This window comes from Shewanella yunxiaonensis (genome assembly GCF_018223345.1).
GTDB classification, from domain to species: Bacteria; Pseudomonadota; Gammaproteobacteria; order Enterobacterales; family Shewanellaceae; genus Shewanella; species Shewanella yunxiaonensis.
The window spans coordinates 3,161,921-3,184,219 of record NZ_CP073587.1 but is presented as its reverse complement, the minus strand read 5'-3'; the positions used below and the strand labels follow the sequence as shown (position 1 = coordinate 3,184,219).

Sequence of the window (22,299 nt, the reverse complement as noted above, 5' to 3'; positions counted from 1 at the left end):
ATCAATGTGCTGAAAGAGGCTATCACTTATCGTATCCCAAAGGATCATTGCGTACGCTTAGTGCAGATTACCGATCCTCATCTGTTTGCCGATCCTGACGGGCATCTGTTGGGAGTCAACACGGCCAGCAGTTTTGAAGCCGTACTCAATACCATCGAAGCCCTCAGTTATCCCGCCGATATTTTGTTAGCCACAGGTGATCTCAGCCAGGATTTTTCCGGTGAGTCGTATCACAACTTCGTCAAAGCCATTGAGCCATTGAATCTCCCGTGCCATTACCTGCCGGGAAATCACGACGACCCACGGATCATGAGCCTGCATATGCAGGGAAAGCAAATCTTTGGTCAACGGCGGGTGCTGGCGGGAAATTGGCAGATAATTATGCTGGACTCGACGGTTCGCGGTCGTCCGGGGGGGCACCTGAGTGATGAAGAATTTGCCATTATTCAGAGCGCCATAGCCGCTGAGCCTGAACGTCACGCATTGCTGGTGATGCACCATAACCCGATAAAAGTTAATTGTGCCTGGTTAGATCAGCATTGGATGGATAATGGTGATCAATTTCTGGCGCAGATGGCAAAGTTGCCACAAGTAAAAGGGATGTTGTGGGGACATGTGCATCAGCAACTGGATAGTCTCTATCCTGGTGAACACCACAATATTGCATTAATGGCCACGCCATCAACCTGCATTCAGTTTAAGCCACAATCCCCTTATTTCGCCCTGGATTCCGTGCAACCGGGCTATCGTTTGCTGGAGCTGCGACCGGATGGTAGCATGCTGACCAATGTGTACCGTATTCCGGGAGAACGTTTCGCTCCCGACATTCAGGCGAGTGGTTACTGATTTATCCCCAGAGTAGCCGCTGTTGCGAGGATCTATGCTGCTCTACATTCATGGTTTTAACAGCTCTCCATTTTCCGATAAAGCCACGGTTACCCAAGCCTATATCAAGACGCATTTTCCAGAAACCAAGATGATAGTGCCGCAATTGCCTTCGTCGCCACAGGCCGCGATGGACTTGCTGCAACAGATTACTGAACAGGCGTTGGCTGATGGCGAAAAACTGTGTTTTATCGGTTCGTCACTTGGAGGCTATTTCGCCAGTTGGCTAGTACAACATTATGGTGGGCGGGCAGTGCTGGTAAATCCAGCAGTAAAACCCTATGAATTGTTTGAAGATTATCTTGGTCCACAAGTTAACCCCTACACCGGGGAACATTATGAATTACTGCCCGAGCACCAACAACAGTTGCGGCAATTTGATACGCCAGTCATTCTCAACCCTGATCGTTTTTTGGTACTGTTACAAACTGCCGATGAAGTACTGGATTATCGTCAGGCATTGGCTAAATACCATTGTTGTGAGATGCTGCTTGAGGCCGGTGGTAATCACAGCTTTGTGGGCTATGGCGATAAACTGGATACGGTGAGCCGATTTCTTTGCTTACCTTGACAATCAGATATGTGCGGCCCACGATGGCCTCAAAAAATAAAAAGTACGCGCTATGACAAATCAATATACCTCCGACGCCATTGAAGTTCTCAACGGACTTGATCCGGTAAAACGCCGTCCCGGTATGTACACGGATACCACCCGTCCCAACCATTTGGGACAGGAAGTGATCGACAACAGCGTCGATGAAGCGTTGGCTGGCTTTGCCAGTAAAATTGACGTGATTTTGTATCCCGATAACTCGCTGGAAGTCATAGATGATGGCCGTGGAATGCCAGTGGATATTCACCCGGAAGAAGGCATTCCTGGGGTTGAACTGATCCTCACCAAACTGCACGCCGGTGGTAAATTCTCGAATAAAAACTACCAATTTTCCGGTGGCTTGCACGGTGTTGGGATTTCGGTGGTCAATGCGTTATCCAAACGGGTTGAAGTGACAGTTCGCCGTGACGGTCAGGTCTATGATATTGCCTTTGAGCATGGCAATTGTGTTGAAGCGTTACATGTTACCGGCAGCTGTGGGCGTCGTAATACCGGTACGCGTGTACAGTTCTGGCCAGAACCACAATATTTTGATTCTGCTAACTATTCCATCAGCAGGCTGACCCATTTGCTACGGGCTAAAGCAGTGCTGTGTCCGGGCTTACGCATTCGGTTTGTCAATAAACAGTCGGGTGAAGAGCTGGAATGGTTCTACGAAGCCGGTCTGACCGATTACATTAAAGATTCAATCAAAGATTCGGTCACCTTGCCGGAAGAGCCATTTGTTGGCAGCCTCAGTACAAAAATTGAAGCCGCCGACTGGGCCATTACATGGTTACCCGAAGGTGGTGAGTGCCTTAACGAAAGTTACGTTAACCTGATCCCTACGCCGCTGGGCGGAACTCACGTTAACGGGTTTCGCCAAGGGTTATTGGAATCCATGCGCGAGTTTTGTGAATTCCGCAATCTGATCCCGCGTGGCATTAAATTGAGCCCGGAAGATATCTGGGACAAAGCCTCATTCGTGCTGTCTGTGAAAATGCAGGACCCACAGTTTGCTGGACAGACCAAGGAGAAACTCTCCAGTCGGCAATGTGCCGCTTTCGTGTCCGGTATCGTGCGTGATGCCTTCAGCCTATGGCTGAACAGCCATACTGACCAAGCTGAACTGTTGGCCGAGATGTGCATCAATAATGCACAGAAACGGTTAAAGTCGGCGAAGAAAATTGCCCGTAAAAAAGTGACCGCTGGGCCAGCACTCCCGGGTAAATTGACCGATTGTACCAGTCAGGATAATGGCCGCACTGAGCTGTTTTTGGTGGAAGGGGATTCTGCGGGCGGTAGTGCCAAGCAGGCGCGTGATAAAGAGTTTCAAGCCATTATGCCGCTGCGCGGTAAGATCCTGAATACATGGGAAGTCGATGGTTCTCAGGTGCTAGGTTCACAGGAAGTACACGATATTTCAGTCGCTATCGGTTGTGATCCCGATAGTGATGACATTTCAGAGTTGCGCTATGGCAAAATTTGCGTGCTAGCGGATGCCGACTCGGATGGACTGCATATTGCTACGCTGCTCTGCGCATTATTCCTAAAGCATTTTAAAGTGTTAGTAGAACAAGGACATATCTACATTGCGATGCCACCGCTTTTCCGTATAGATTTTGGCAAAGAGGTGTATTACGCACTGGATGAAGAAGAAAAACAAAGCATCCTCAGCCGCATTGCGGCAGATAACAAAAAAGGCAAAGTGCAAGTGACCCGATTTAAAGGGCTAGGTGAGATGAACCCTCTGCAGCTCAGGGAAACCACCATGGATCCTAACACCCGCCGCTTGGTGCAGATGACCATTGATGATGCCGATGAAACTGTGGCATTGATGGATATGCTGTTATCCAAAAAGCGAGCCGGGGATCGCAAATCTTGGCTGGAAACTAAGGGAGATCTGGCCGAGTTTTGATGTCGCAAATGCCTGAAAATAAGAGCAAAGGCAAGGTTATGATGAATTTCTGTAACAGAATCGGCAGGAACGCCGGTGCAGGTTTGTTACTGCTGGGAACCGCCTTGAGTTGCGGGACTGCCAATGCAGCGCAGTCTGTTGTGATTATGGTAACTAAGGGGTTTGGCGTATCTCTGTATGCTACCGAATTAGGTGATGCAAAGCAGATCGTGGTTGGCGATCAGGGCACGCTGTTTGTGGGCTCCCGTAAGAGTGGCACCATTACCGCATTGGTTGACAGTAATAATGATGGCCGAGTCGACCGACGTTATCTGGTCGCTAAAGATCTGGATTATCCGGAAGCGTTAGCATTTCATAATGGGGATCTCTATGCTGCGCTGGAAGATCGTATAGTTGTATTCAATAACATCGAACAACGCCTAAAGCGGCCCAGTCGCCCAAGGGAAGTCTATGACCGACTACCAGGTAAGGGTAACAAAAGTATCCGCGGTATAAAATTCGGCCCCGATGGTCGGTTATACGTTTCGATAAGTGCACCGTGTAATGTCTGCGAACCTATTGCGCCGTTTGGCAGTATCATCGCGATAGATCTTGACTCTGGCGAGTCACAACAAATTGCCACGGGTATCCGTCAGGTGGTCGGTTTTGACTGGAATCCAGTGAATGGCAAGCTGTGGTTTGCCGATAGTAGCCGTGATTGGATGGGGGATAACATCCCACCAGATGAAATTAACCGCATCGATAGACCCGGAGAGCACTTTGGTTTTCCCTATATCCATGGCAAAGATATAAAAGAACCCGCCTACGAAAAGCCGAAAAACCTAACGGTAGAGCCGCCAGTGTTTGAATTGCCTGCCCATGTTGCACCAATGGGCTTGTTGTTTTATATCGGTAACCAGTTTCCAGCCGAATATCATAATCAGATGCTGGTGGCTGAGAATGGTTCGTGGAACCGCTCCAGCAAGGTGGGCTACCAGGTCGTTTTATTAAAAATGGACGGTGATAAAGTCGTCAGCCGTTCAACACTATTGAGTTTCCTTGACGGTGAATTTCCGATGGCGCGTCCCTACTCATTGGCGATGGCACCGGATGGCTCCGTATATATCTCTGACGATTTGAAAGGCAACATTTATCGCCTGTTTTATAAAGGCAATGATGCAGATGAAGCTGATGAATAACAATCATAACCCGGCACAGGAAGACAATCATGAGTGATCCTCTGGCCCTGAGTATGGATGGTGTGGAACAGATCCCACTCCGGCGTTTCACCGAAGATGCTTATCTCAATTATTCCATGTATGTCATCATGGACCGGGCATTGCCGCATATCGGCGATGGCCTGAAGCCGGTACAGCGGCGCATCATCTATGCGATGAGCGAACTTGGACTGTCCGCTGCTGCTAAATACAAAAAATCCGCGCGTACTGTAGGTGACGTGCTGGGTAAATATCATCCGCATGGCGACAGCGCTTGTTATGAAGCGATGGTACTGATGGCACAACCATTTACGTATCGCTATCCACTGGTGGATGGACAGGGTAACTGGGGGGCGCCAGATGATCCGAAGTCATTCGCTGCCATGCGTTATACCGAAGCACGTTTGTCACGATTCTCCGAAGTGTTATTGAGTGAACTGGGGCAGGGAACGGTTGACTGGGGCACTAACTTCGATGGCACCTTAAAAGAACCACTGGTAATGCCAGCGCGGTTACCGCATATCCTGCTCAATGGCATCACGGGGATTGCGGTGGGGATGGCAACCGATATTCCACCGCATAATGCGCGGGAGCTGGCTCACGCCTGTATTGAGTTACTGGACAATCCTGGCGCGGATTTACCACGGTTGATGGAGTTTGTGCCAGGACCTGATTATCCAACAGAAGCTGAAATCATTACCCCGCCGGATGAAATTGGCAAAATCTATGAATCCGGTCGCGGCACTATCAAAGCTCGTGCTGTTTATAGCGTGGAAGATGGCGAAATTGTTGTCACTGCGCTGCCGCATCAGTCCAGCTCCAGCAAAATTCTGGAACAGATCGCGGCACAGATGCAGGCGAAAAAGTTGCCAATGGTGACAGATTTACGCGATGAGTCTGACCATGAAAATCCGGTACGACTGGTCATTGTCCCACGCTCAAACCGGGTCGATTGTGCTCAATTGATGGCGCACCTGTTTGCCACCACCGATTTGGAAAAAGGTTATCGGGTCAACCTCAACGTACTGGGCTTAGATGGGCGACCACAAGTTAAGGGACTTAAACAATTACTGACCGAGTGGCTGAGTTTTCGTACCACTACCGTACGTCGTCGGCTTGAGTTCCGCTTAGACAAGGTATTGTCTCGCTTACATATTCTTGAAGCATTGATGATTGCCTTCCTCAATATTGATGAAGTGATTGAGATTATCCGTTTCAACGATGAGCCTAAAGCGGAACTGATGCGTCGTTTCAGTTTGAGTGATAAGCAGGCAGAAGCGATCCTGGAATTGAAACTGCGTCATTTAGCCAAACTGGAAGAGATGAAAATCCGTGGTGAACAAGACGAGCTGGAAAAAGAACGCGAACAACTGCAGCTATTACTGAGCTCAGAACGGCGCTTGAAGACGCTCATCAAAAAAGAGTTACAGGCTGATGCCGACACTTATGGTGATGATCGCCGTTCACCATTGGTGGTGCGCGCAGAGTCCAAAGCGCTGTCAGAACAGGAACTGGTACCGACCGAGCCGGTAACCGTGGTCCTTTCTGAAAAAGGCTGGGTACGCTGTGCCAAAGGTCATGATATTGATGCCGAGGGCTTGTCTTATAAAGCGGGAGATAGCTTCTTATGTGCCGCAATGGGACGGAGCAATCAACCCAGTGTGTTCATTGACGGCTCTGGCCGGGCATTTTCTACGGAGACCCATACTCTGCCATCGGCGCGAAGTCAGGGCGAACCTATCACCACACGTTTCAACCTGGTGCCGGGTGAGACGATGGAACATGTGTTGTTAGGCGATGATGACAACAAGTTTCTGCTGGCGAGTGATGCTGGTTATGGCTTTATCTGTGAATTCAAAGAGATGGTATCGCGCAATAAAGCCGGTAAAGCGCTATTGAGCTTGCCATCAAATGCGAAAGTCTTAACGCCACAACGCTTGGACAAAGGCGTAGATTATTCGATTTTGGCGATCACCAACGAAGGCCGTATGTTGCTGTTTTCCGTAGATGCGTTACCGCAATTGTCTAAGGGCAAAGGTAACAAGATTATCGGCATTCCATCAGAGCGTGCCAAACTGCGTGAGGAGTTACTGACGCACCTGTATCTGGTGCCCAGCGGTAGCAGTGTGACGCTTTGGGCTGGCAAGCGGAAGCTGACACTGAAGAGCAGTGATCTGGAATATTATCGTGGTGAACGCGGTCGTCGTGGTGCGAAGTTGCCACGAGGATTACAACGAGTCGATAGCGTCGAGGTAAGCCAGGATTCGTTACCAGATGAGAGTAACGTCACCACCGATGATAGTGACGTTTAATTAAGATTAAAAAGCCGCTGTCACAGCGGCTTTTTATGGGCACTAGTGCACTTAAGCAACTTCGTAATAATTAGGTTCCACATCCAACTGTTGCTGAATGATCTGCATTGCCATGCGGGTACATTTACCGCACTGATCGCCCACGCCTAGACGCTGGCGAACCTCTTTAAGACTGGTATCTCCTTGGCTGACGGCCTGTCTGATCTGGGTATCCGTAATTGCGTGACACAGACAAACGTACATAACTGCTGAACTCCAGAACCTACGCATTAATACTGTGGTTATTATAAATAAAAATAGTTCTCAATAACAATAATAATTGACTAATTTTTAGTCTGGATCACAGTTGGTAGCTGTTCGTAAGCCTGAATTTTAATGAAATCATATAATTAATTTCAGCCGCTAACTGAAGGATGTCACCTTTGGCAAGATTGACAAACATCAGCAGATGTCAGTAGCCACGCTTGAAATCAATCTGATACTGCAAGGGGGACTGCTGACGCCAGCGTGAATAGTTGTCAGCGAAAATTTCTACCACTTGCTGCGGAAAACTGGGTGCGGAAATATGTGGGGTAATAATCACGTTGGGCATCTGCCATAAGCGCTGATGTGGTGGCAACGGTTCTTGAGGAAATACGTCCAGTATCGCTGTGATATCCGAGCGTTCTGAAAGTAGTTGTGTCAGCGCTTCCAGATCGATTGCACTGCCGCGTCCGACATTAAATAGTATGGCCCCCTGTTTGAGATAACGCAGTCGCTCAGCATCAAGAATGTCAGTACTGGCTGGCGATGCAGGCAGGGTGTTGACAACTACATCGGCTTGCGGCAAAGCATCATTGAGTTGTTGGTTGGTGATAATTCGATCAAATGCAGCTGGCTGCTTGCCACTCAGATTCATGCCAACAGTATGCATGCCAAAATGTTTGGCGGTGGCCGCCACATGGCTACCGATAGAGCCGGTGCCAAGCAGCAATATTTGTTGCCCTTGCAGGCTCTGATAGTTACCTGGTTGCCACAATTGCTGCTGCTGTTGCTGCCGATAAAGCTGTTGCTGGCGGCAGTGAGCCAACAGATAGCCAAAGATATATTCACTCATTAATGGGCCAAAAATTCCCTTAATGTTTGTGAGTTGGTAATCACTACGGCGCTTAGGCCCTAACAATTTATCAACGCCGGCAAAGGTGGATTGCAGCCACTGTAACTGATGGGCATGCGGCAATAATGGCAGTGCTAGCGCGGGTTCTGCCAGCCAGATATCTGCCTCTGCAATCGCCGCAGGCGAATCATCCACAAGCTGTAACTCGGGGAGTACCAGTTGTTCTAGCAACGGCAGATAACGATGATTTTCCCGGGTAAGTAATAGTAACTTGTGAACCATATCCGATACCTATATGCTGACAGTTATCTGCCACAACTCGCTGTTAATAAATGCATTATCTTGTTGAATATCTGACCAAATTCGGCAGCATGTTACATCCTTGGCTCAGTGAAATTGCCACTGCCATGGTTGCCTGCATTGTACTGGTGTTCGGTGCCGACGTTAACCGTTGGTTACGACGTCAGTTGGGCGCCCGCAATTTCGTGGTCCGGACGTTGATTTTTATCGTCGTCAATGCCTTTGGTTATGGCATGTTAATAGTCACCGTCAGCCCGTGGCTAGCTAGGCAATTAGCACATATGCCGGCGATGTGGATGTTTTTACTGGTGACGATCACTTTCATTTTGGTCGGCAGCTGGGCTCAGCGAAATAATCAAAGCTGAGTTTACTCAAACCAATCGCTGTAATCTCGGGTGGAGGGCTCCGCCAGAACCTGCCGCGCTTTATCCGGGAAATTACTGAAAATGCCATCCACACCTAACTGTTTTAGCGCACGGATATCATCAATATCGTCGACGGTGTAGACATGAACCTTTAAGCCACGCTGATGGGCATCGGCCAGCAATTGATGACTAATAAAGTTGATGTCCAGATGCAAGGCTACTGCGTCCAATGTACTGGCGCAGGCGGCTAAATCTTCCGGAATACTGGCAAGTAATGGGGCAACATGCGCTTGCCCAAACTGCTGCTTCACTTGTCTGAGATAGGGATGGTTGAAGGAGGAGATCAATAGCTGTTCAGGTTGATAGCCCAACTCACTCAGATAGCTTGGATATTGTTTGAGAAATGGCGCAACACAACCAATGCCTTTCAGTTCGATATTCACCTGCAATCTATGATCAAGCGCCTGCAACACTTGTCGCAGTGTGGGAATAACCTCACCGCCCACCCGTAATTCGGCAACTTCCTGTAAACTCTTACGGTGGATCAGACCACTACCACTGCTTTTATGGGCCAGTTGCCGGTCATGAAATACCAGCAACTCACCTTCCACACTGTGAACATCTAACTCTACTGCATCCGCGCCTAATTCCAGCGCCAGCAGCATGGCTTTTATCGTGTTTTCCGGCGCATAACCGCTGGCACCTCGATGCGCAAATACCAACATAATCAGTTTCTCACAACAACAGCGGCAAAATTGATTCAGCCATAAATCCGATTAGATTTCAGTCAGATCCGTAATGTTTGCAAAAGGTGCTCCCATTCGGGTGACCGCTTCGGGTGCCACACCATCGGCAAATGCAGCGAGTGCATCTTTAGCAAATAACAATACCACAGTACTGCCAAGCTTAAAGCGTCCCATTTCCTGGCCTTTGGCGAGTTTTATCGCTTCATCACCCTGAACGTCATAGTCCCAGACAAACACCTTTTTACCCGTAGGTGGCGTTACGGTTCCGGCCCAGACAGTCTCAATACTGGCAACAATCGTGGCACCTACCAGCACCATGGCCATTGGTCCGATAGCCGTTTCAAAAATGGCGACTACTCGTTCATTGCGTGCAAACAATCCTGGGACATTGCGCGCCGTCAGTGGATTTACCGAAAACAGCTCCCCCGGGACATAAATCATTTTTGACAATACGCCATCAAACGGCATGTGGATCCGGTGATAATCCTTGGGCGCAAGATATATCGTGGCGAAGTCACCATCATAAAAACGGTCAGCGACATCCTGCTTGCCACCGAGTAATGCTAACGCACTGTAATCATGTCCTTTGGCTTGAATAATTCGACCATCAACAATTGCGCCACACTGACTGACAGTCCCATCAACCGGATGCGCCAGTTGCTGTGGGTCTTCGCAGAGTGGACGAACGCCAGATTTCAATGCGCGCGTAAAGAAGGCATTAAAACTACGGTAGTCTTCGGCTTCTGGCTGCTGAGCTTCTGCCATATTAATGCCATAGTGTTTGATAAACCAACGGATAGCCACGGTTGTCAGTTTGCCAGCTTCTGCTGCCGCCAGTTTGCCGACTGCTCTTGAGAGCAAGTGTTTGGGCAACAGATATTGCAGTGCAATCTTCAGCTTGTCCAATATTTGAATTCCTTGTTAACGAAGTTTAAAAATCATCGACGCCGGCCCTGAACTGGCGCGCATGGCGCTGTTCACTGAGACTGGCAATAATTCGGTGATAATTGTTAAAGCGATCCCGGGCAATTTTGCCTTGCTCGACCGCTTCTCGCAATCGGCAACCTGGGTCATCAAGATGTTTGCAGTCACGAAATTTACAGCCACCCAAGTGATCTCTAAATTCGACAAAGCACCAGCTCACGCGTTCAGCTGTCAGATGCCACAGTGCAAATTCCCTGACGCCAGGAGAATCAATTAAATCGCCCCCGGATGGCAGATGCAATAACCTTGAGGCCGTGGTGGTGTGTTGTCCCAGACCGGAATTATCCGACACATCACCTATGAGCAATTGGGCATCTGGCAGCACACAGTTAATCAACGAGGATTTGCCCACCCCTGATTGGCCGGTAAAAATACTGACTTTGTCATCCAGCAACGACTGTAACTCTTCAATCCCGGCACCGGTGCGACTGCTGACTTCATAGACCTGATAGCCAATTGCCCGATAACGTACTAACGCTTGGTCGATTTCGGTAGCCATCTCTTCGGTTAGCAGATCGATTTTGTTCAGGACAATAACAGGTGGAATCCCACAGTCTTCTGCGGCGACCAGATAACGATCAATAATCTGCGTGGAAAATACCGGCACTACGGATGATACAATCAGGATCTGGTCAATATTGGCGGCGACGACTTTCACTCCATCATAGAGATCTGGTCGGGTAAGTGTCGAGCGTCGAGGATGTACGGCTTCGACGACTCCGGCAATCGTATGACTTGGATCCGTCGCCGGTCGCATCACTACTTTATCGCCACAAACCAGGCTGCCGATGGTTCGACGCAAGTTGCAGCGGATCAGTTCTCCGCCAGTTGTTTCCACATCAGCGTGTTGACCAAAACGGGAGATGACAGTGCCTTCCTGTTCTGGCCCTAGCAGGCTGTCCTGAAATTCAGTGGCGGATTCTTCAGTATTGTTACCGCGTTGCAATCGTTTTTCGTGATTTGCTTTCATGCGGCGCAATTGGCCGTGGGTCAGTTTCTTTTTGCTCACGGATACCTTGGTTTGTTGGGAACTGTTAAAAAGCAGTATGATACACGGTCTTGAATAAAAAAGCCTGAATATGGCGGTTAGGAGAAGGGCGCACTATGGCAGCCAATGCAGAAAACCTGATTTGGATAGATTTGGAAATGACCGGTCTGGAACCGGAAACTGACCGGATAATTGAAATTGCGACACTGGTGACAGATAAAGAGTTGAATGTTGTTGGTGAAGGGCCAGTGATTGCTATCCATCAAACTGATGCGGTGTTGGCTGCGATGGATGATTGGAATCAACAGCATCATGGGGCGTCCGGTCTGATTGCGCGGGTGAAAGCCAGTCAATACAGTGAGCAGGATGCCATACGAGAAACCATTGCGTTTTTACAAAATTATGTGCCGAAAGGGGCATCGCCTATGTGCGGTAATAGCATTGGCCAGGACCGACGGTTTCTGAACAAGTACATGCGAGAGCTGGAAGAGTATTTCCATTATCGAAACATAGATGTGAGCACAATCAAGGAATTAGTGCGGCGCTGGCAACCGGAAATCATGAAGGATTTTAACAAGCAAAATACGCATCAGGCATTGCAGGATATTCAGGAGTCTATTGCCGAGCTGAAGTTTTATCGGCAGCGGGTATTTAAAATTTGACCGTTTGGCAGATAATTGTTGTCAGGGGGGTTGCAGGGGTTAGAAATTTGCCTATAATGCGGCCTCACCTTCCCGCTGGTTGATAACGCTAGCAGGAATACGGTGCGACATTAGCTCAGTTGGTAGAGCGATACCTTGCCAAGGTATAGGTCACCGGTTCGAACCCGGTATGTCGCTCCAAATCTCGAATATTTTTGCCTTGATGGCGAACGACGCGACATTAGCTCAGTTGGTAGAGCGATACCTTGCCAAGGTATAGGTCACCGGTTCGAACCCGGTATGTCGCTCCAAATTCGAGACGACCTCTTTTGCGACATTAGCTCAGTTGGTAGAGCGATACCTTGCCAAGGTATAGGTCACCGGTTCGAACCCGGTATGTCGCTCCAATCTTCCCTTTTAGCCCATTTTAGCTATAGCCATAACAGTCAGCAATTCAACCTGCTTATTCGCTGTATATATTGGCTTTTCTTTTTTCTTTCGGCATATACTGCGTAAAATATTCATTGTTGCGTACAGGTCAGACCATGCTGATTTCGTGATCAACTGCAGGTTTATTACGTTATCACTAATATACGGCTCGCCATAACCTGTAAATTATGACACTTGTCATGTATTCAACTGACATTTGCTTCCATAATGAACATAGTTTCGAATCAACCTCAGCAAATCGCTGCCAAAATGGAGGGTGCCGGATGCGTATCCAACAATTGCGTGAACTTCTGGATTATGTCGCTGAATGTCGTCTTGATATGGCCAAGATGTACGGTCGACTACATAATCAGGCTGATTCTTCCCGGGCAAAACTGGTGTTGGAATATTTTGAAAAACATCAGAAAGATGTGGCTCAGCATCTGGAAGACTACATTGATGCCGCACCAGCTAAGATTCTTGATACCTGGTATAAAGATTTTGTATTCGAAGATTTTAAAAAGCGTTGTCAGGATGTGATGCTCCCTCCCAATATGACTGAGGACGATGTTCTCGAGTTGCATCTGGAATTGGACAATGCCTTGATTGGTCTGTTGGAAAAAACTGCGGCATCCTCATCTTCTGCTGAAGTGAAAAGTGCGTTAGAAGATTTGGTACGAGTGGAAAAAATTCATCAGCACCGCTTAGTACACAGTACTATTCGAATGGAAGATATTTAGGTGTAAGACTGACAGTTAGTAAAGAGTAAATAGCACTTGATTACGCCCGGCCGAGAGCCGGGCTTTTTTATGGTAATAGCATGATCTTCTGATATAGGTCATAAACCGCTTGTGGTGGTGTTGTTAGTCTGCATAAGGTAAAGGCAGCAATTGCCCGTTTTCAAATCGTTACAACGACACAAGTGGCTCCGGAGATAGATATGGCGCAGGATTTGTCACAATTACCCTCTCTTCTTTACACTGCCGCTGCGGTCAGACAGGCCGAAATGGCGTGGGTGACTGCTGCTGAAGGTGAACTTTATCAGTTAGTTGAGCGTGCGGGGAAAGCGGCTTTTGACCTGCTGAGGCCTCATCTAAAGCTACCGCAAAAAGTGTTGGTGATTGCTGGTCAGGGCAATAACGGTGCCGATGCGCTGGTGTGTATGCGTCATCTGTTGCAAGCCGGTATTGAAACCTCCCTGCTAATACATCCCGCTACCCAACCCACCAGTGAATGGCAACAGGCCTGGCAGTTACTGCAAGATTTCGCATTCGACATGGTGACGCTAGATAACTGGCCGGAAGCGGACGTCATTGTCGATGGTTTATTGGGAACCGGTATTCACGGTGAGTTACGCCCCGCAGTGGCAGAGTTAATTGCACAGATCAACCGCAGTCCTGCTCAAGTGTTGAGTCTGGATCTGCCCTCAGGCGTGATGGCAGATACGGGGGCAGTGGCAGGATGTGCCGTCATCGCAGATCTCACCATTATTATGGGGGTGGTTAAACAAGGACTTGTTACCGGCCGTGCTCGCCATTGTTGTGGTGAACTGCATTTTGCAGATATTGGTTTGACGCCTTATCTGCCACCATCTGAGGTGATGCGTGTGGATCGCCATTTCCTCGCTGCTTGTTTCAAAGCCAGACCGCGCGATAGCCATAAAGGGCAATCCGGTAAAGTGACGATTATTGGCGGCGATCATGGTATGGCCGGAGCCATTCGTCTGGCAGGTGAAGCCTGTTTGCGCGCCGGTGCGGGGCTGGTTACTGTTGTTAGTCGCCCTGAACATCAACTCACGGTCAACAATGGGCGACCAGAACTGATGTTTCACGGCTGCGAGTTAGTTGATATGGAAGTTTATCAACGGCTGGGCTGGGCCAATGTTTTAGTGTTAGGTCCAGGTTTGGGACAGCAGGATTGGGGCTATAACCTGTTTAAAGCGGTAGGGCTGACCGACAAACGCGCCGTCGTCGATGCCGATGCCCTGAATATGCTGAGTACTGAGCCGCAGCAGCAAGCTCACTGGGTGTTGACACCTCATCCTGGTGAGGCGGCGAGATTGCTGGGAACTGACACTCAGACAGTTGAAGCTGACCGTTTTGCCGCAGTGAAAGCCTTGCAACAGAAGTATGGTGGAACTGTATTACTTAAAGGGGCCGGAACCCTGATTTATGATGGCAATATGCTATATGTTGCACCGGTAGGAAACCCCGGGCTTGCCAGTGGTGGGTGTGGTGATGTGTTATCTGGTATAATCGGCGCGCTGATGGCGCAAGGGTTGGATAATTGCCGGGCAACCGTTGCCGGTGTAGTCGTTCATGGTGAAGCGGCGGATTTTGCTGCGCGCGACGGTGAACGTGGTATGCTGGCCAGCGATTTGATGCCCTGGATTCGCCGTCTGGTCAACACTGAATAAAGCGGGCCTTTAGGCCCTGAGCCTGGATCCCTGAGAGAATGACAAATCAGCCACTGATTTTACAATTGCATGATGAACAGCAAACTATCGCATTAGGCGCACGTCTGGCAGCACTGTTTACACCACCGTTAATCGTTTATCTGACCGGCGAGCTGGGCGCAGGGAAAACCACTTTCAGTCGTGGTTTAATTCAGGGATTAGGACATAAAGGCAATGTCAAAAGCCCTACCTACACCTTAGTGGAGCCATACGAGCTCAGCGGGGTTGATGTATACCATTTCGATTTGTATCGCCTGAGTTCAGCGGAAGAGCTGGAATATATGGGGATCCGTGATTATTTTAACGATCACAGCTTGTGTATAGTGGAGTGGCCTGAAAAAGGTGAGGGTTGTTTGCCTCCTGCGGATATACAGCTGCATATTAAGTATGCTAATACTGAGCGTGAAGTTGTCATCAGCGCCTGCTCGGAATCCGGAAGGATGCTATTAGAAAAATTACAGAATGATGCCTAGAACTAATAACATCTTATTAAAATATATAGTTTTTTTTGCGTTTTTTACGGTGGGTGCTCCGGCCGTGGCAGCCAATACCCTCAATAGTGTGCGTATTTGGGCTGCACCAGATTCCACGCGAGTGGTATTTGATCTTGCCACTAAACCACAATATGACTCGTTTACTCTGAAAAATCCTGATCGCTTAGTGATTGATCTCGGTGATACCCGTGGCGCTAAATCAGCGCTGGATAAACTGGATAATAACAGCAAGTTAGTTAAACGCATCCGTTATAGCTCGCCACCGACCAAAGGGACTTTGCGCTTGGTCGTCGACCTAGGTAAAGCCACCAAGGCAAACATGTTCTCGTTGCCGCCCACGGGGCCTTATGGTGACCGTTTGGTGGTGGATTTTGAACAAAGTGACAGTAGTAGTATTGCGCGAGAAGTGGATAACCGCGCAGGTAATGATCGTGATGTGGTAATTGCGATTGATGCCGGGCATGGTGGTGATGATCCAGGTTCTATTGGGCCGTCGGGGACCTACGAAAAAAGAGTGGCACTCCAAATTGCGAATCGGGTGACCGAAAAACTCAATGCCATGTCGGGCATAAAGGCCGTACGTATCCGCTCCGGTGACTATTTTGTGGAGCTAAATCGGCGGTCAGAATTGGCGCGAGAAGCCAAAGCAGACCTCCTAGTGTCGATTCATGCCGACGCATTTACTTCGCCGCAGCCGCGTGGGTCATCAGTCTGGGTGCTGTCTAATCGTCGCGCCAACAGTGAAATGGGGCGACTTCTTGAGCAAAGTGAAAAAGTGTCAGATTTGCTGGGGGGGGTTGGTGAGATTGTGCAAAATACCGATAACGAACAGTATCTGATGCGCACCTTGATCGATATGTCTATGGATAATTCCCGCTCCACTGGCTATCGGGTTGCCAGCAATATTCTGAATGATCTCGGCAAGGTGACTCGTTTGCACAAGAGTAGTCCTGAATATGCCAGTCTGGCGGTACTGAAAGCGCCGGATATCCCCTCTCTATTAGTGGAAACCGGTTTTATCTCAAATCCCTCAGAAGAAAAATTGCTAAAGGACCCCAAGCATCAGGAACAATTAGCAGATGCGATTTCTAAAGGGATCCACCAATATTTTGAGAGCTATCCACCGGAAGGCACGCTGCTTGCCAAACAAGGTAATATCAAACATAAAGTGTCTCGTGGCGAGTCGCTATCCATTATCGCGACGCGCTATCAGGTATCGGTAGCTGCAATCAAAAAAGCCAATAATCTAAAGTCCGACGTGGTGCGCGTCGGGCAAAAGCTGATCATCCCCAGAGCCTGAGGTTTACATGGCTATTCAGATATTACCGCCGCAGTTGGCCAACCAGATTGCGGCGGGTGAAGTAGTTGAACGTCCTGCGTCTGTGGTTAAAGAGCTGGTTGAGAACTGCCTTGATGCCGGCGCCACTAAAGTCGATATTGAGATCGAAAAAGGCGGCGCCAAGCTGATCCGCATTCAGGACAATGGCTGTGGTATCAGTAAAACAGATTTAGCCTTGGCGTTGTCGCGTCATGCCACATCAAAGCTGCACACACTGGATGATCTGGAAGCCATTCTCAGCTTTGGCTTTCGCGGTGAAGCGCTGGCCAGTATCAGTTCAGTCTCTCGTTTGACTTTGACCTCACGTACAGAAGAGCAAGCTGAAGCCTGGATGGCATATGCCGAAGGCTCAGAAATGGCGGTCAAAATCCAGCCCGCAGCCCATCCCATAGGTACGACGATTGATGTGGCTGATCTGTTTTTTAATACTCCTGCGCGGCGACGTTTTCTGAAAAGTGACAAAACAGAGTTTGCCCATATAGATGAGTGGTTGAAACGTATGGCGCTGGTTCGGCCTGATATTCAACTGACACTCAAACACAATGGCAAACAGGTGCGCCACTATCGTCCGGCGAATACTGACAATCAATTCCTGCAGCGACTGACACAAGTCGCCGGGCGTAGCTTTGCCGAACAAGCCGTTAAAGTGGAATGCAACCATGAAGAACTGCAACTGAGTGGTTATCTGCAGTCACCACAACAGTCGGAATTGCAGGATATTCACTACTTTTATGTGAATGGTCGTTTAGTGAGAGATCGCCTGGTGAATCACGCTGTGCGCCAGGCATTTGCGGATCTTAATGAACTCGAACAACCCGGTTATGTGTTGATGTTGCAGTTGGATCCGCATCAGGTAGATGTCAATGTGCATCCAGCGAAACATGAGGTCCGTTTCCACCAAGCGCGCTATGTGCATGATTTTATCTTGCAGGCGTTGACCTCTGCCCTTGAGCAGTCTGTCGCTATATCGGCGGTCAACGAGCCCTTCATTAAGCCGCAATTAAGCGAAAATCCGTATATTGAGCGGGAAGTTGCGTCAGCTCCGTCAAGTTCAGGCAAGCGTGATTATTCAGCCGCTGATGTCGGCAATGCTGTTGGAGGCCGGAACTCTGCCTCCTCGGGGAGTCGAGAATATTATCCGGCGAGAGCGCCTTCACGCTCAGCGCTGCAAAGCTATGGCGCATTATTGACTACCCCAGGCGAGGTTAACGAGGGCAGTGATGTGGCAAGCAAAACCATGCCGCCCTTGTTAGATGGCCAATACTGGGTGTTGGTGGAAGAGAACAATTTACGTTTATTACCGGTAAAACATGTAGCTGAAGCGCTGCGGTACCAGCAAATTGTGAACAGAATATCAGAGGGCTTACCGGCTCAGCCGTTATTGATGCCGGTTGCGATAGATGCCGCAGAAGAATGGAAAAAGCTGCTGCTGGAACATGAACCTTTGATTAAACGTTTGGGGTTGGAACTGAATATCCGTTATCAGCAGTTGATAATCAAAAAAGTGCCCCCATATCTCAGGGACACCCAACTTGCGATTGTGATCCCTGAACTGTTGCAGCAGCTCCTTCATGGCACAACTGAAAATAGTGAATTGGCACAGTGGCTGGCGAGCAAGAGTAGCGAAGGCTATATCTCCGCTCCGATAACATGGCAGACATTGTGTTTGTTGGATGATGCAGCGCAAGCTGAGCTTTTAAAGCTAGGTAAAGCTTTACCTTGGCGACATTGGTTGGAACAACAGCGTGAGTGATAAAGCATTACCCCGAGTTATTTCTCTGATGGGGCCGACAGCTTCCGGAAAAACGGCATTGGCACTGGAGCTGGCTGAACACCATAACTGTGCAATTATTTCAGTGGATTCAGCGCTGATATACCGGCAAATGGATATTGGTACGGCAAAGCCTTCACCAACTGAATTAAGTCGGGCTCCGCATCGATTGATTGATATCCTCGATCCGGCGGAGAGTTACTCTGCCGCCGATTTTCGCCGCGATTGTTTGCAGGAAATCGAGGACGTCCTGGCAGAGGGAAAAACGCCTTTGCTGGTCGGCGGCACCATGATGTATTTCAAAACGTTGCTGGAGGGCTTATCACCTTTGCCCAGCGCGGATGAAAATGTCAGAACAGCGATCCTTGCTGAGGTTGAGCGTAACGGTTGGCAAGCATTACACCAAGAGCTGGAGAGGATCGATCCGGTTGCCGCGCAGCGGATCCATCCTAATGATCCGCAACGATTATCGCGGGCCATAGAAGTCTATCGGATCAGTGGTAAAACACTGACTGAACTGACGCAGATTAAAGGGACTGCACTACCTTATGATTTTGTGCAGTTTGCAGTAGCGCCAAACCAGCGAGCCGAGTTGCACCGTAATATCGCAATACGGTTTGAGCAGATGTTGGCGCAAGGGTTTGTAGATGAGGTGGTTCGGTTACGGCAGCGGGGCGATCTGCATTTGGAACTACCTTCAATGCGTTGTGTTGGATACCGCCAGTGCTGGCAGTATCTGGATGGCGATTATGACTATGCCACGATGGCAGAAAAAGCCATAGCAGCTACTAGGCAATTGGCCAAGCGTCAATTAACATGGTTGCGGGGATGGCCGGAGCTAAATTGGCTCGAGAGCGGTGCAAAAGGAAATTTAGTTACACTTATACGCCAATGCCGCTAGCTTAATGGTTGTTGCTGTATAATACTAAAACTAAATAAGAAAGTGTCACTGTTGGATTAATACATATAAAGCAAAAAGGAAATAAAAATGGCTAAGGGGCAATCATTACAAGACCCATTTTTGAATGCGTTACGCCGTGAACGTGTTCCAGTTTCGATCTACCTGGTTAACGGCATTAAATTGCAGGGGCAGGTAGAGTCTTTTGATCAGTTTGTGATTCTGCTGAAAAACACTGTAAGTCAGATGGTTTATAAGCACGCGATTTCCACAGTGGTACCTTCCCGTCCGTTTAATATGGGAAGTGGTCATCAGGGCGGACAAGCCGGCTACAATGGTAGTGATGACAGCAGTAGCGAGCAGTAACAGCGAGGGGTTTCTTCTTGTTTGAACGCTATGAAGCGGGGGAAACTGCAGTTCTGGTGCATATCGACTTTAACGATGAAGATAGTCGGGAAGACCTGTTTGAATTGCAGTTACTGGTGGAATCTGCCGGTGCCAAATCGGTAGGCGTGATCACTGGAAGCAGGAAGACGCCTGATCGCAAATATTTTGTCGGGACGGGCAAAGCTGAGGAATTGGCCGCAATGGTCGCGGCGACCGGTGCTAATGTGGTGATTTTTAACCATGCACTCAGTCCGGCTCAAGAACGCAACTTAGAGATGTTGTGTCAATGCCGTGTATTAGATCGCACTGCGCTAATCCTTGATATTTTTGCCCAACGCGCACGTACTCATGAAGGTAAGTTGCAAGTGGAGCTAGCGCAATTGCGCCACTTATCGACTCGCTTGGTACGAGGCTGGACCCACCTTGAGCGTCAGAAAGGGGGGATCGGTATGCGTGGTCCTGGTGAAACACAGTTAGAAACAGACCGTCGTTTATTACGTGGTCGAATCAAATATATTAATCGACGTCTGGAAAAAGTGGACAAGCAGCGTGAGCAGAGTCGGCGTGCCCGGCAGCGTAGCGACCTTGCCACTGTTTCTTTAGTTGGTTATACCAACGCAGGTAAGTCTACACTTTTCAATACGCTGACCGAGTCTACCGTTTATGCGGCAGACCAGCTTTTTGCAACACTGGATCCAACGTTGCGTAAGTTAGAGTTGCAGCATGGTGCAGTTTTCTTGGCGGATACCGTGGGGTTTATCCGTCACCTGCCACATGAACTTGTTGCGGCTTTTAAAGCGACATTACAGGAAACCCGGCAGGCTGATTTATTGCTGCATGTGGTGGACTGTGCTGACGCTAACATGGATGACAATTTTGCCCAGGTGCAGGATGTTCTGCATGAAATTGATGCAGATGACATTCCACAGTTGGTAGTGTGCAACAAAATTGATTTACTTGAAGATGTTGAACCCAAGATTGATACCGATGCTGAGGGCAACCCTTATCGGGTGTGGATTTCAGCACAGAAAGGCCTGGGCTTGGATCTGCTGAAGCAGGCTATTGAGCAGATTACCGGCAGTACAATTGTCAGCGTGACGCTGAAAATTCCAGCGGCCAAAGGGCATTATCTTGGTCAGTTTTATAACCTGGATGCGATACAGCAAAAATCGTATGACGATATGGGGAACTGTATCCTGTCCGTGCGTTTGCCTGAAGCGGATTGGCAGCGGCTTATTAAACAGAGTGACGGTGAGATTATGCATCTTGTCTACATCCCTGAAGAAGATAATGCCGTCTGTTGATATTCTCTTTAATTCATCCTTTAACGGAGTATTAAATGGCTTGGAATGAGCCCGGTAACAAGGGCAATGACCCCTGGGGAAATAAGGGCGGCAACGATAAAGGTCCGCCAGACATGGACGAAGTGTTCCGTAATTTGTCTAAACGATTTGGCGGTAAAGGTGGCGGCTCCGGTTTTAGTATCGGTGCTATCTCCATTGTGCTGGCAATTGCATTAGCAGTATGGGCTTTCTCTGGTTTTTACACCATTAAGGAAGCTGAGCGCGGCGTAGTATTGCGTTTCGGACACCATATTGGTGATGTTGGTCCTGGCCTGCATTGGAAAGCCACGTTTATTGATACGGTTACACCAGTTGACATTGCTAGCGTACGTTCAATTCCGGCGTCTGGCAGTATGCTGACCGGAGATGAAAACGTAGTGCAGGTTGAACTGGATGTGCAGTACAAAGTCAGTGATGCCTATCAGTTTCTGTTTAGTGCCGTTGATCCTCGGTCGAGTTTGAGCGAAGCAACTGACAGTGCACTACGTTATGTCGTTGGTCATTCCAATATGGATGATATCCTGACTACCGGGCGTGCACAGATCCGTGACGATACCTGGGCTGAAATTGATCGCATTATCAAGACCTACAATCTGGGGCTGACCATCGTCGACGTAAACTTCCTGCCGGCTCGTCCGCCAGAGGAAGTGAAAGAAGCGTTCGATGACGCCATCGCTGCACAGGAAGATGAACAGACCTATATTCGTCAGGCTGAAGCGTACGAGCGTGAAATTGAGCCAAAAGCTCGCGGCCAAGTGCAGCGTATCAGTGAAGATGCTCGAGCCTATAAAGAACAGGTGGTGCAGGATGCCGAAGGGGCAGTTGCTCGCTTTGACAAGTTATTGCCTGAGTACAAGTTAGCGCCGGAAGTTACCCGCAACCGTTTATATCTGGATGCGATGCAGGATGTGTACAGCCACACGAGTAAAGTGCTGGTGGACACTAAAAACAACGGCAATTTGATGTATCTGCCATTGGATAAATTGTTGTCCGGTGAACATCAACAGGCGCCTGCCGCTGCAGCAGCAGCTGACACCAGTGCCAGCACTGATCCAACTAATAGTTTTGGTAGTATGAAGTCCCGTAACGTCAGTGGTAGCGATACCAGTATTACCGGGCGGCCTACCCGTGAAGATCGTACTCGTCAGGGGAGGGAATAA

At 48.9% G+C, this 22,299-nt stretch carries 21 protein-coding genes and 3 tRNA genes; 19 read left to right on the top strand and 5 right to left on the bottom strand.

All coding sequences use genetic code 11. The annotated features are described in order from the left end of the window. Positions 1-6 precede the first annotated feature (6 nt). The 5 genes from cpdA to parC are packed head-to-tail and all read left to right on the top strand — an operon-like array spanning position 7 to position 6,903. Complete coding sequence (gene cpdA, locus KDN34_RS14580) at positions 7-846, top strand: 3',5'-cyclic-AMP phosphodiesterase (protein WP_212594436.1); 840 nt, start codon at positions 7-9, stop codon at positions 844-846. Between the two features lie 34 nt (positions 847-880). Continuing rightward, on the top strand, positions 881-1,456 hold the full coding sequence (locus tag KDN34_RS14575; protein WP_212594435.1) for a YqiA/YcfP family alpha/beta fold hydrolase: 576 nt from the start codon (positions 881-883) through the stop codon (positions 1,454-1,456). 52 nt (positions 1,457-1,508) lie between these two features. After that, positions 1,509-3,395, top strand: a complete 1,887-nt coding sequence (gene parE / locus KDN34_RS14570; protein ID WP_212594434.1) for a DNA topoisomerase IV subunit B — start codon at positions 1,509-1,511, stop codon at positions 3,393-3,395. A 41-nt stretch (positions 3,396-3,436) separates the two neighbouring features. Next, positions 3,437-4,573: a PQQ-dependent sugar dehydrogenase gene (locus KDN34_RS14565; protein WP_212596675.1), complete on the top strand. Its 1,137-nt coding sequence runs from the start codon at positions 3,437-3,439 to the stop codon at positions 4,571-4,573. Between the two features lie 29 nt (positions 4,574-4,602). Then, positions 4,603-6,903: a DNA topoisomerase IV subunit A gene (parC, locus tag KDN34_RS14560; protein ID WP_212594433.1), complete on the top strand. Its 2,301-nt coding sequence runs from the start codon at positions 4,603-4,605 to the stop codon at positions 6,901-6,903. 51 nt (positions 6,904-6,954) lie between these two features. Here the strand turns inward: parC and KDN34_RS14555 are convergent, their stop codons facing one another. Then, the gene (locus KDN34_RS14555; RefSeq protein WP_212594432.1) at positions 6,955-7,146 is read right to left on the bottom strand and encodes a bacterioferritin-associated ferredoxin; all 192 of its coding nucleotides are present in this window, start codon (positions 7,144-7,146) and stop codon (positions 6,955-6,957) included. A 208-nt stretch (positions 7,147-7,354) separates the two neighbouring features. Next, positions 7,355-8,281 carry a D-2-hydroxyacid dehydrogenase gene (locus KDN34_RS14550; RefSeq protein ID WP_212594431.1) on the bottom strand — a complete coding sequence of 309 codons (927 nt, stop codon included), beginning with the start codon at positions 8,279-8,281 and terminating at the stop codon, positions 7,355-7,357. 50 nt (positions 8,282-8,331) lie between these two features. Between KDN34_RS14550 and KDN34_RS14545 the strand changes: the two genes are divergently transcribed. Then, positions 8,332-8,664 carry a DUF3392 domain-containing protein gene (locus KDN34_RS14545; protein WP_212594430.1) on the top strand — a complete coding sequence of 111 codons (333 nt, stop codon included), beginning with the start codon at positions 8,332-8,334 and terminating at the stop codon, positions 8,662-8,664. Positions 8,665-8,666: 2 nt separating this feature from the next. Here KDN34_RS14545 and KDN34_RS14540 read toward each other — a convergent pair whose 3' ends face one another. Genes KDN34_RS14540 through rsgA form a run of 3 tightly spaced genes read right to left on the bottom strand, consistent with a single transcriptional unit; the run spans position 8,667 to position 11,403 of the window. Further along, complete coding sequence (locus KDN34_RS14540; RefSeq protein WP_212594429.1) at positions 8,667-9,389, bottom strand: glycerophosphodiester phosphodiesterase; 723 nt, start codon at positions 9,387-9,389, stop codon at positions 8,667-8,669. Between the two features lie 51 nt (positions 9,390-9,440). Then, positions 9,441-10,316, bottom strand: a complete 876-nt coding sequence (asd, locus tag KDN34_RS14535; RefSeq protein WP_212594428.1) for an archaetidylserine decarboxylase — start codon at positions 10,314-10,316, stop codon at positions 9,441-9,443. Between the two features lie 25 nt (positions 10,317-10,341). Continuing rightward, entirely contained in the window at positions 10,342-11,403 is a 1,062-nt protein-coding gene (gene rsgA / locus KDN34_RS14530) for a small ribosomal subunit biogenesis GTPase RsgA (protein ID WP_212594427.1), read from the bottom strand. A 95-nt stretch (positions 11,404-11,498) separates the two neighbouring features. Between rsgA and orn the strand changes: the two genes are divergently transcribed. The 13 genes from orn (at position 11,499) to hflK (ending at position 22,299) form a co-directional block, all read left to right on the top strand. Beyond that, positions 11,499-12,044 (top strand): oligoribonuclease, encoded by a 546-nt coding sequence (gene orn / locus KDN34_RS14525; RefSeq protein ID WP_212594426.1) that lies wholly within the window; start codon positions 11,499-11,501, stop codon positions 12,042-12,044. 104 nt (positions 12,045-12,148) lie between these two features. Next, positions 12,149-12,224, top strand: a tRNA-Gly gene (locus tag KDN34_RS14520). Positions 12,225-12,258: 34 nt separating this feature from the next. Beyond that, positions 12,259-12,334, top strand: a tRNA-Gly gene (locus tag KDN34_RS14515). Positions 12,335-12,354: 20 nt separating this feature from the next. Then, positions 12,355-12,430, top strand: a tRNA-Gly gene (locus KDN34_RS14510). Between the two features lie 306 nt (positions 12,431-12,736). Next, complete coding sequence (locus tag KDN34_RS14505; RefSeq protein ID WP_212594425.1) at positions 12,737-13,192, top strand: ferritin family protein; 456 nt, start codon at positions 12,737-12,739, stop codon at positions 13,190-13,192. 200 nt (positions 13,193-13,392) lie between these two features. Beyond that, positions 13,393-14,868 carry an NAD(P)H-hydrate dehydratase gene (locus KDN34_RS14500; RefSeq protein ID WP_212594424.1) on the top strand — a complete coding sequence of 492 codons (1,476 nt, stop codon included), beginning with the start codon at positions 13,393-13,395 and terminating at the stop codon, positions 14,866-14,868. Positions 14,869-14,906: 38 nt separating this feature from the next. Beyond that, positions 14,907-15,380, top strand: a complete 474-nt coding sequence (gene tsaE, locus KDN34_RS14495) for a tRNA (adenosine(37)-N6)-threonylcarbamoyltransferase complex ATPase subunit type 1 TsaE (protein WP_212594423.1) — start codon at positions 14,907-14,909, stop codon at positions 15,378-15,380. Next, positions 15,373-16,701, top strand: coding sequence for an N-acetylmuramoyl-L-alanine amidase (locus KDN34_RS14490; RefSeq protein WP_212596674.1), 1,329 nt, complete (start codon positions 15,373-15,375; stop codon positions 16,699-16,701). Before tsaE ends, KDN34_RS14490 begins: the two co-directional genes overlap by 8 nt. Positions 16,702-16,708: 7 nt before the next feature. Continuing rightward, on the top strand, positions 16,709-18,493 hold the full coding sequence (gene mutL / locus KDN34_RS14485; RefSeq protein ID WP_212594422.1) for a DNA mismatch repair endonuclease MutL: 1,785 nt from the start codon (positions 16,709-16,711) through the stop codon (positions 18,491-18,493). After that, positions 18,486-19,412, top strand: a complete 927-nt coding sequence (gene miaA, locus KDN34_RS14480) for a tRNA (adenosine(37)-N6)-dimethylallyltransferase MiaA (RefSeq protein WP_212594421.1) — start codon at positions 18,486-18,488, stop codon at positions 19,410-19,412. Before mutL ends, miaA begins: the two co-directional genes overlap by 8 nt. An 87-nt stretch (positions 19,413-19,499) precedes the next feature. After that, positions 19,500-19,775, top strand: a complete 276-nt coding sequence (gene hfq, locus KDN34_RS14475) for an RNA chaperone Hfq (RefSeq protein ID WP_212594420.1) — start codon at positions 19,500-19,502, stop codon at positions 19,773-19,775. Between the two features lie 17 nt (positions 19,776-19,792). After that, positions 19,793-21,100: a ribosome rescue GTPase HflX gene (hflX, locus tag KDN34_RS14470; protein WP_212594419.1), complete on the top strand. Its 1,308-nt coding sequence runs from the start codon at positions 19,793-19,795 to the stop codon at positions 21,098-21,100. Between the two features lie 35 nt (positions 21,101-21,135). Further along, the gene (gene hflK, locus KDN34_RS14465; RefSeq protein WP_212594418.1) at positions 21,136-22,299 is read left to right on the top strand and encodes an FtsH protease activity modulator HflK; all 1,164 of its coding nucleotides are present in this window, start codon (positions 21,136-21,138) and stop codon (positions 22,297-22,299) included.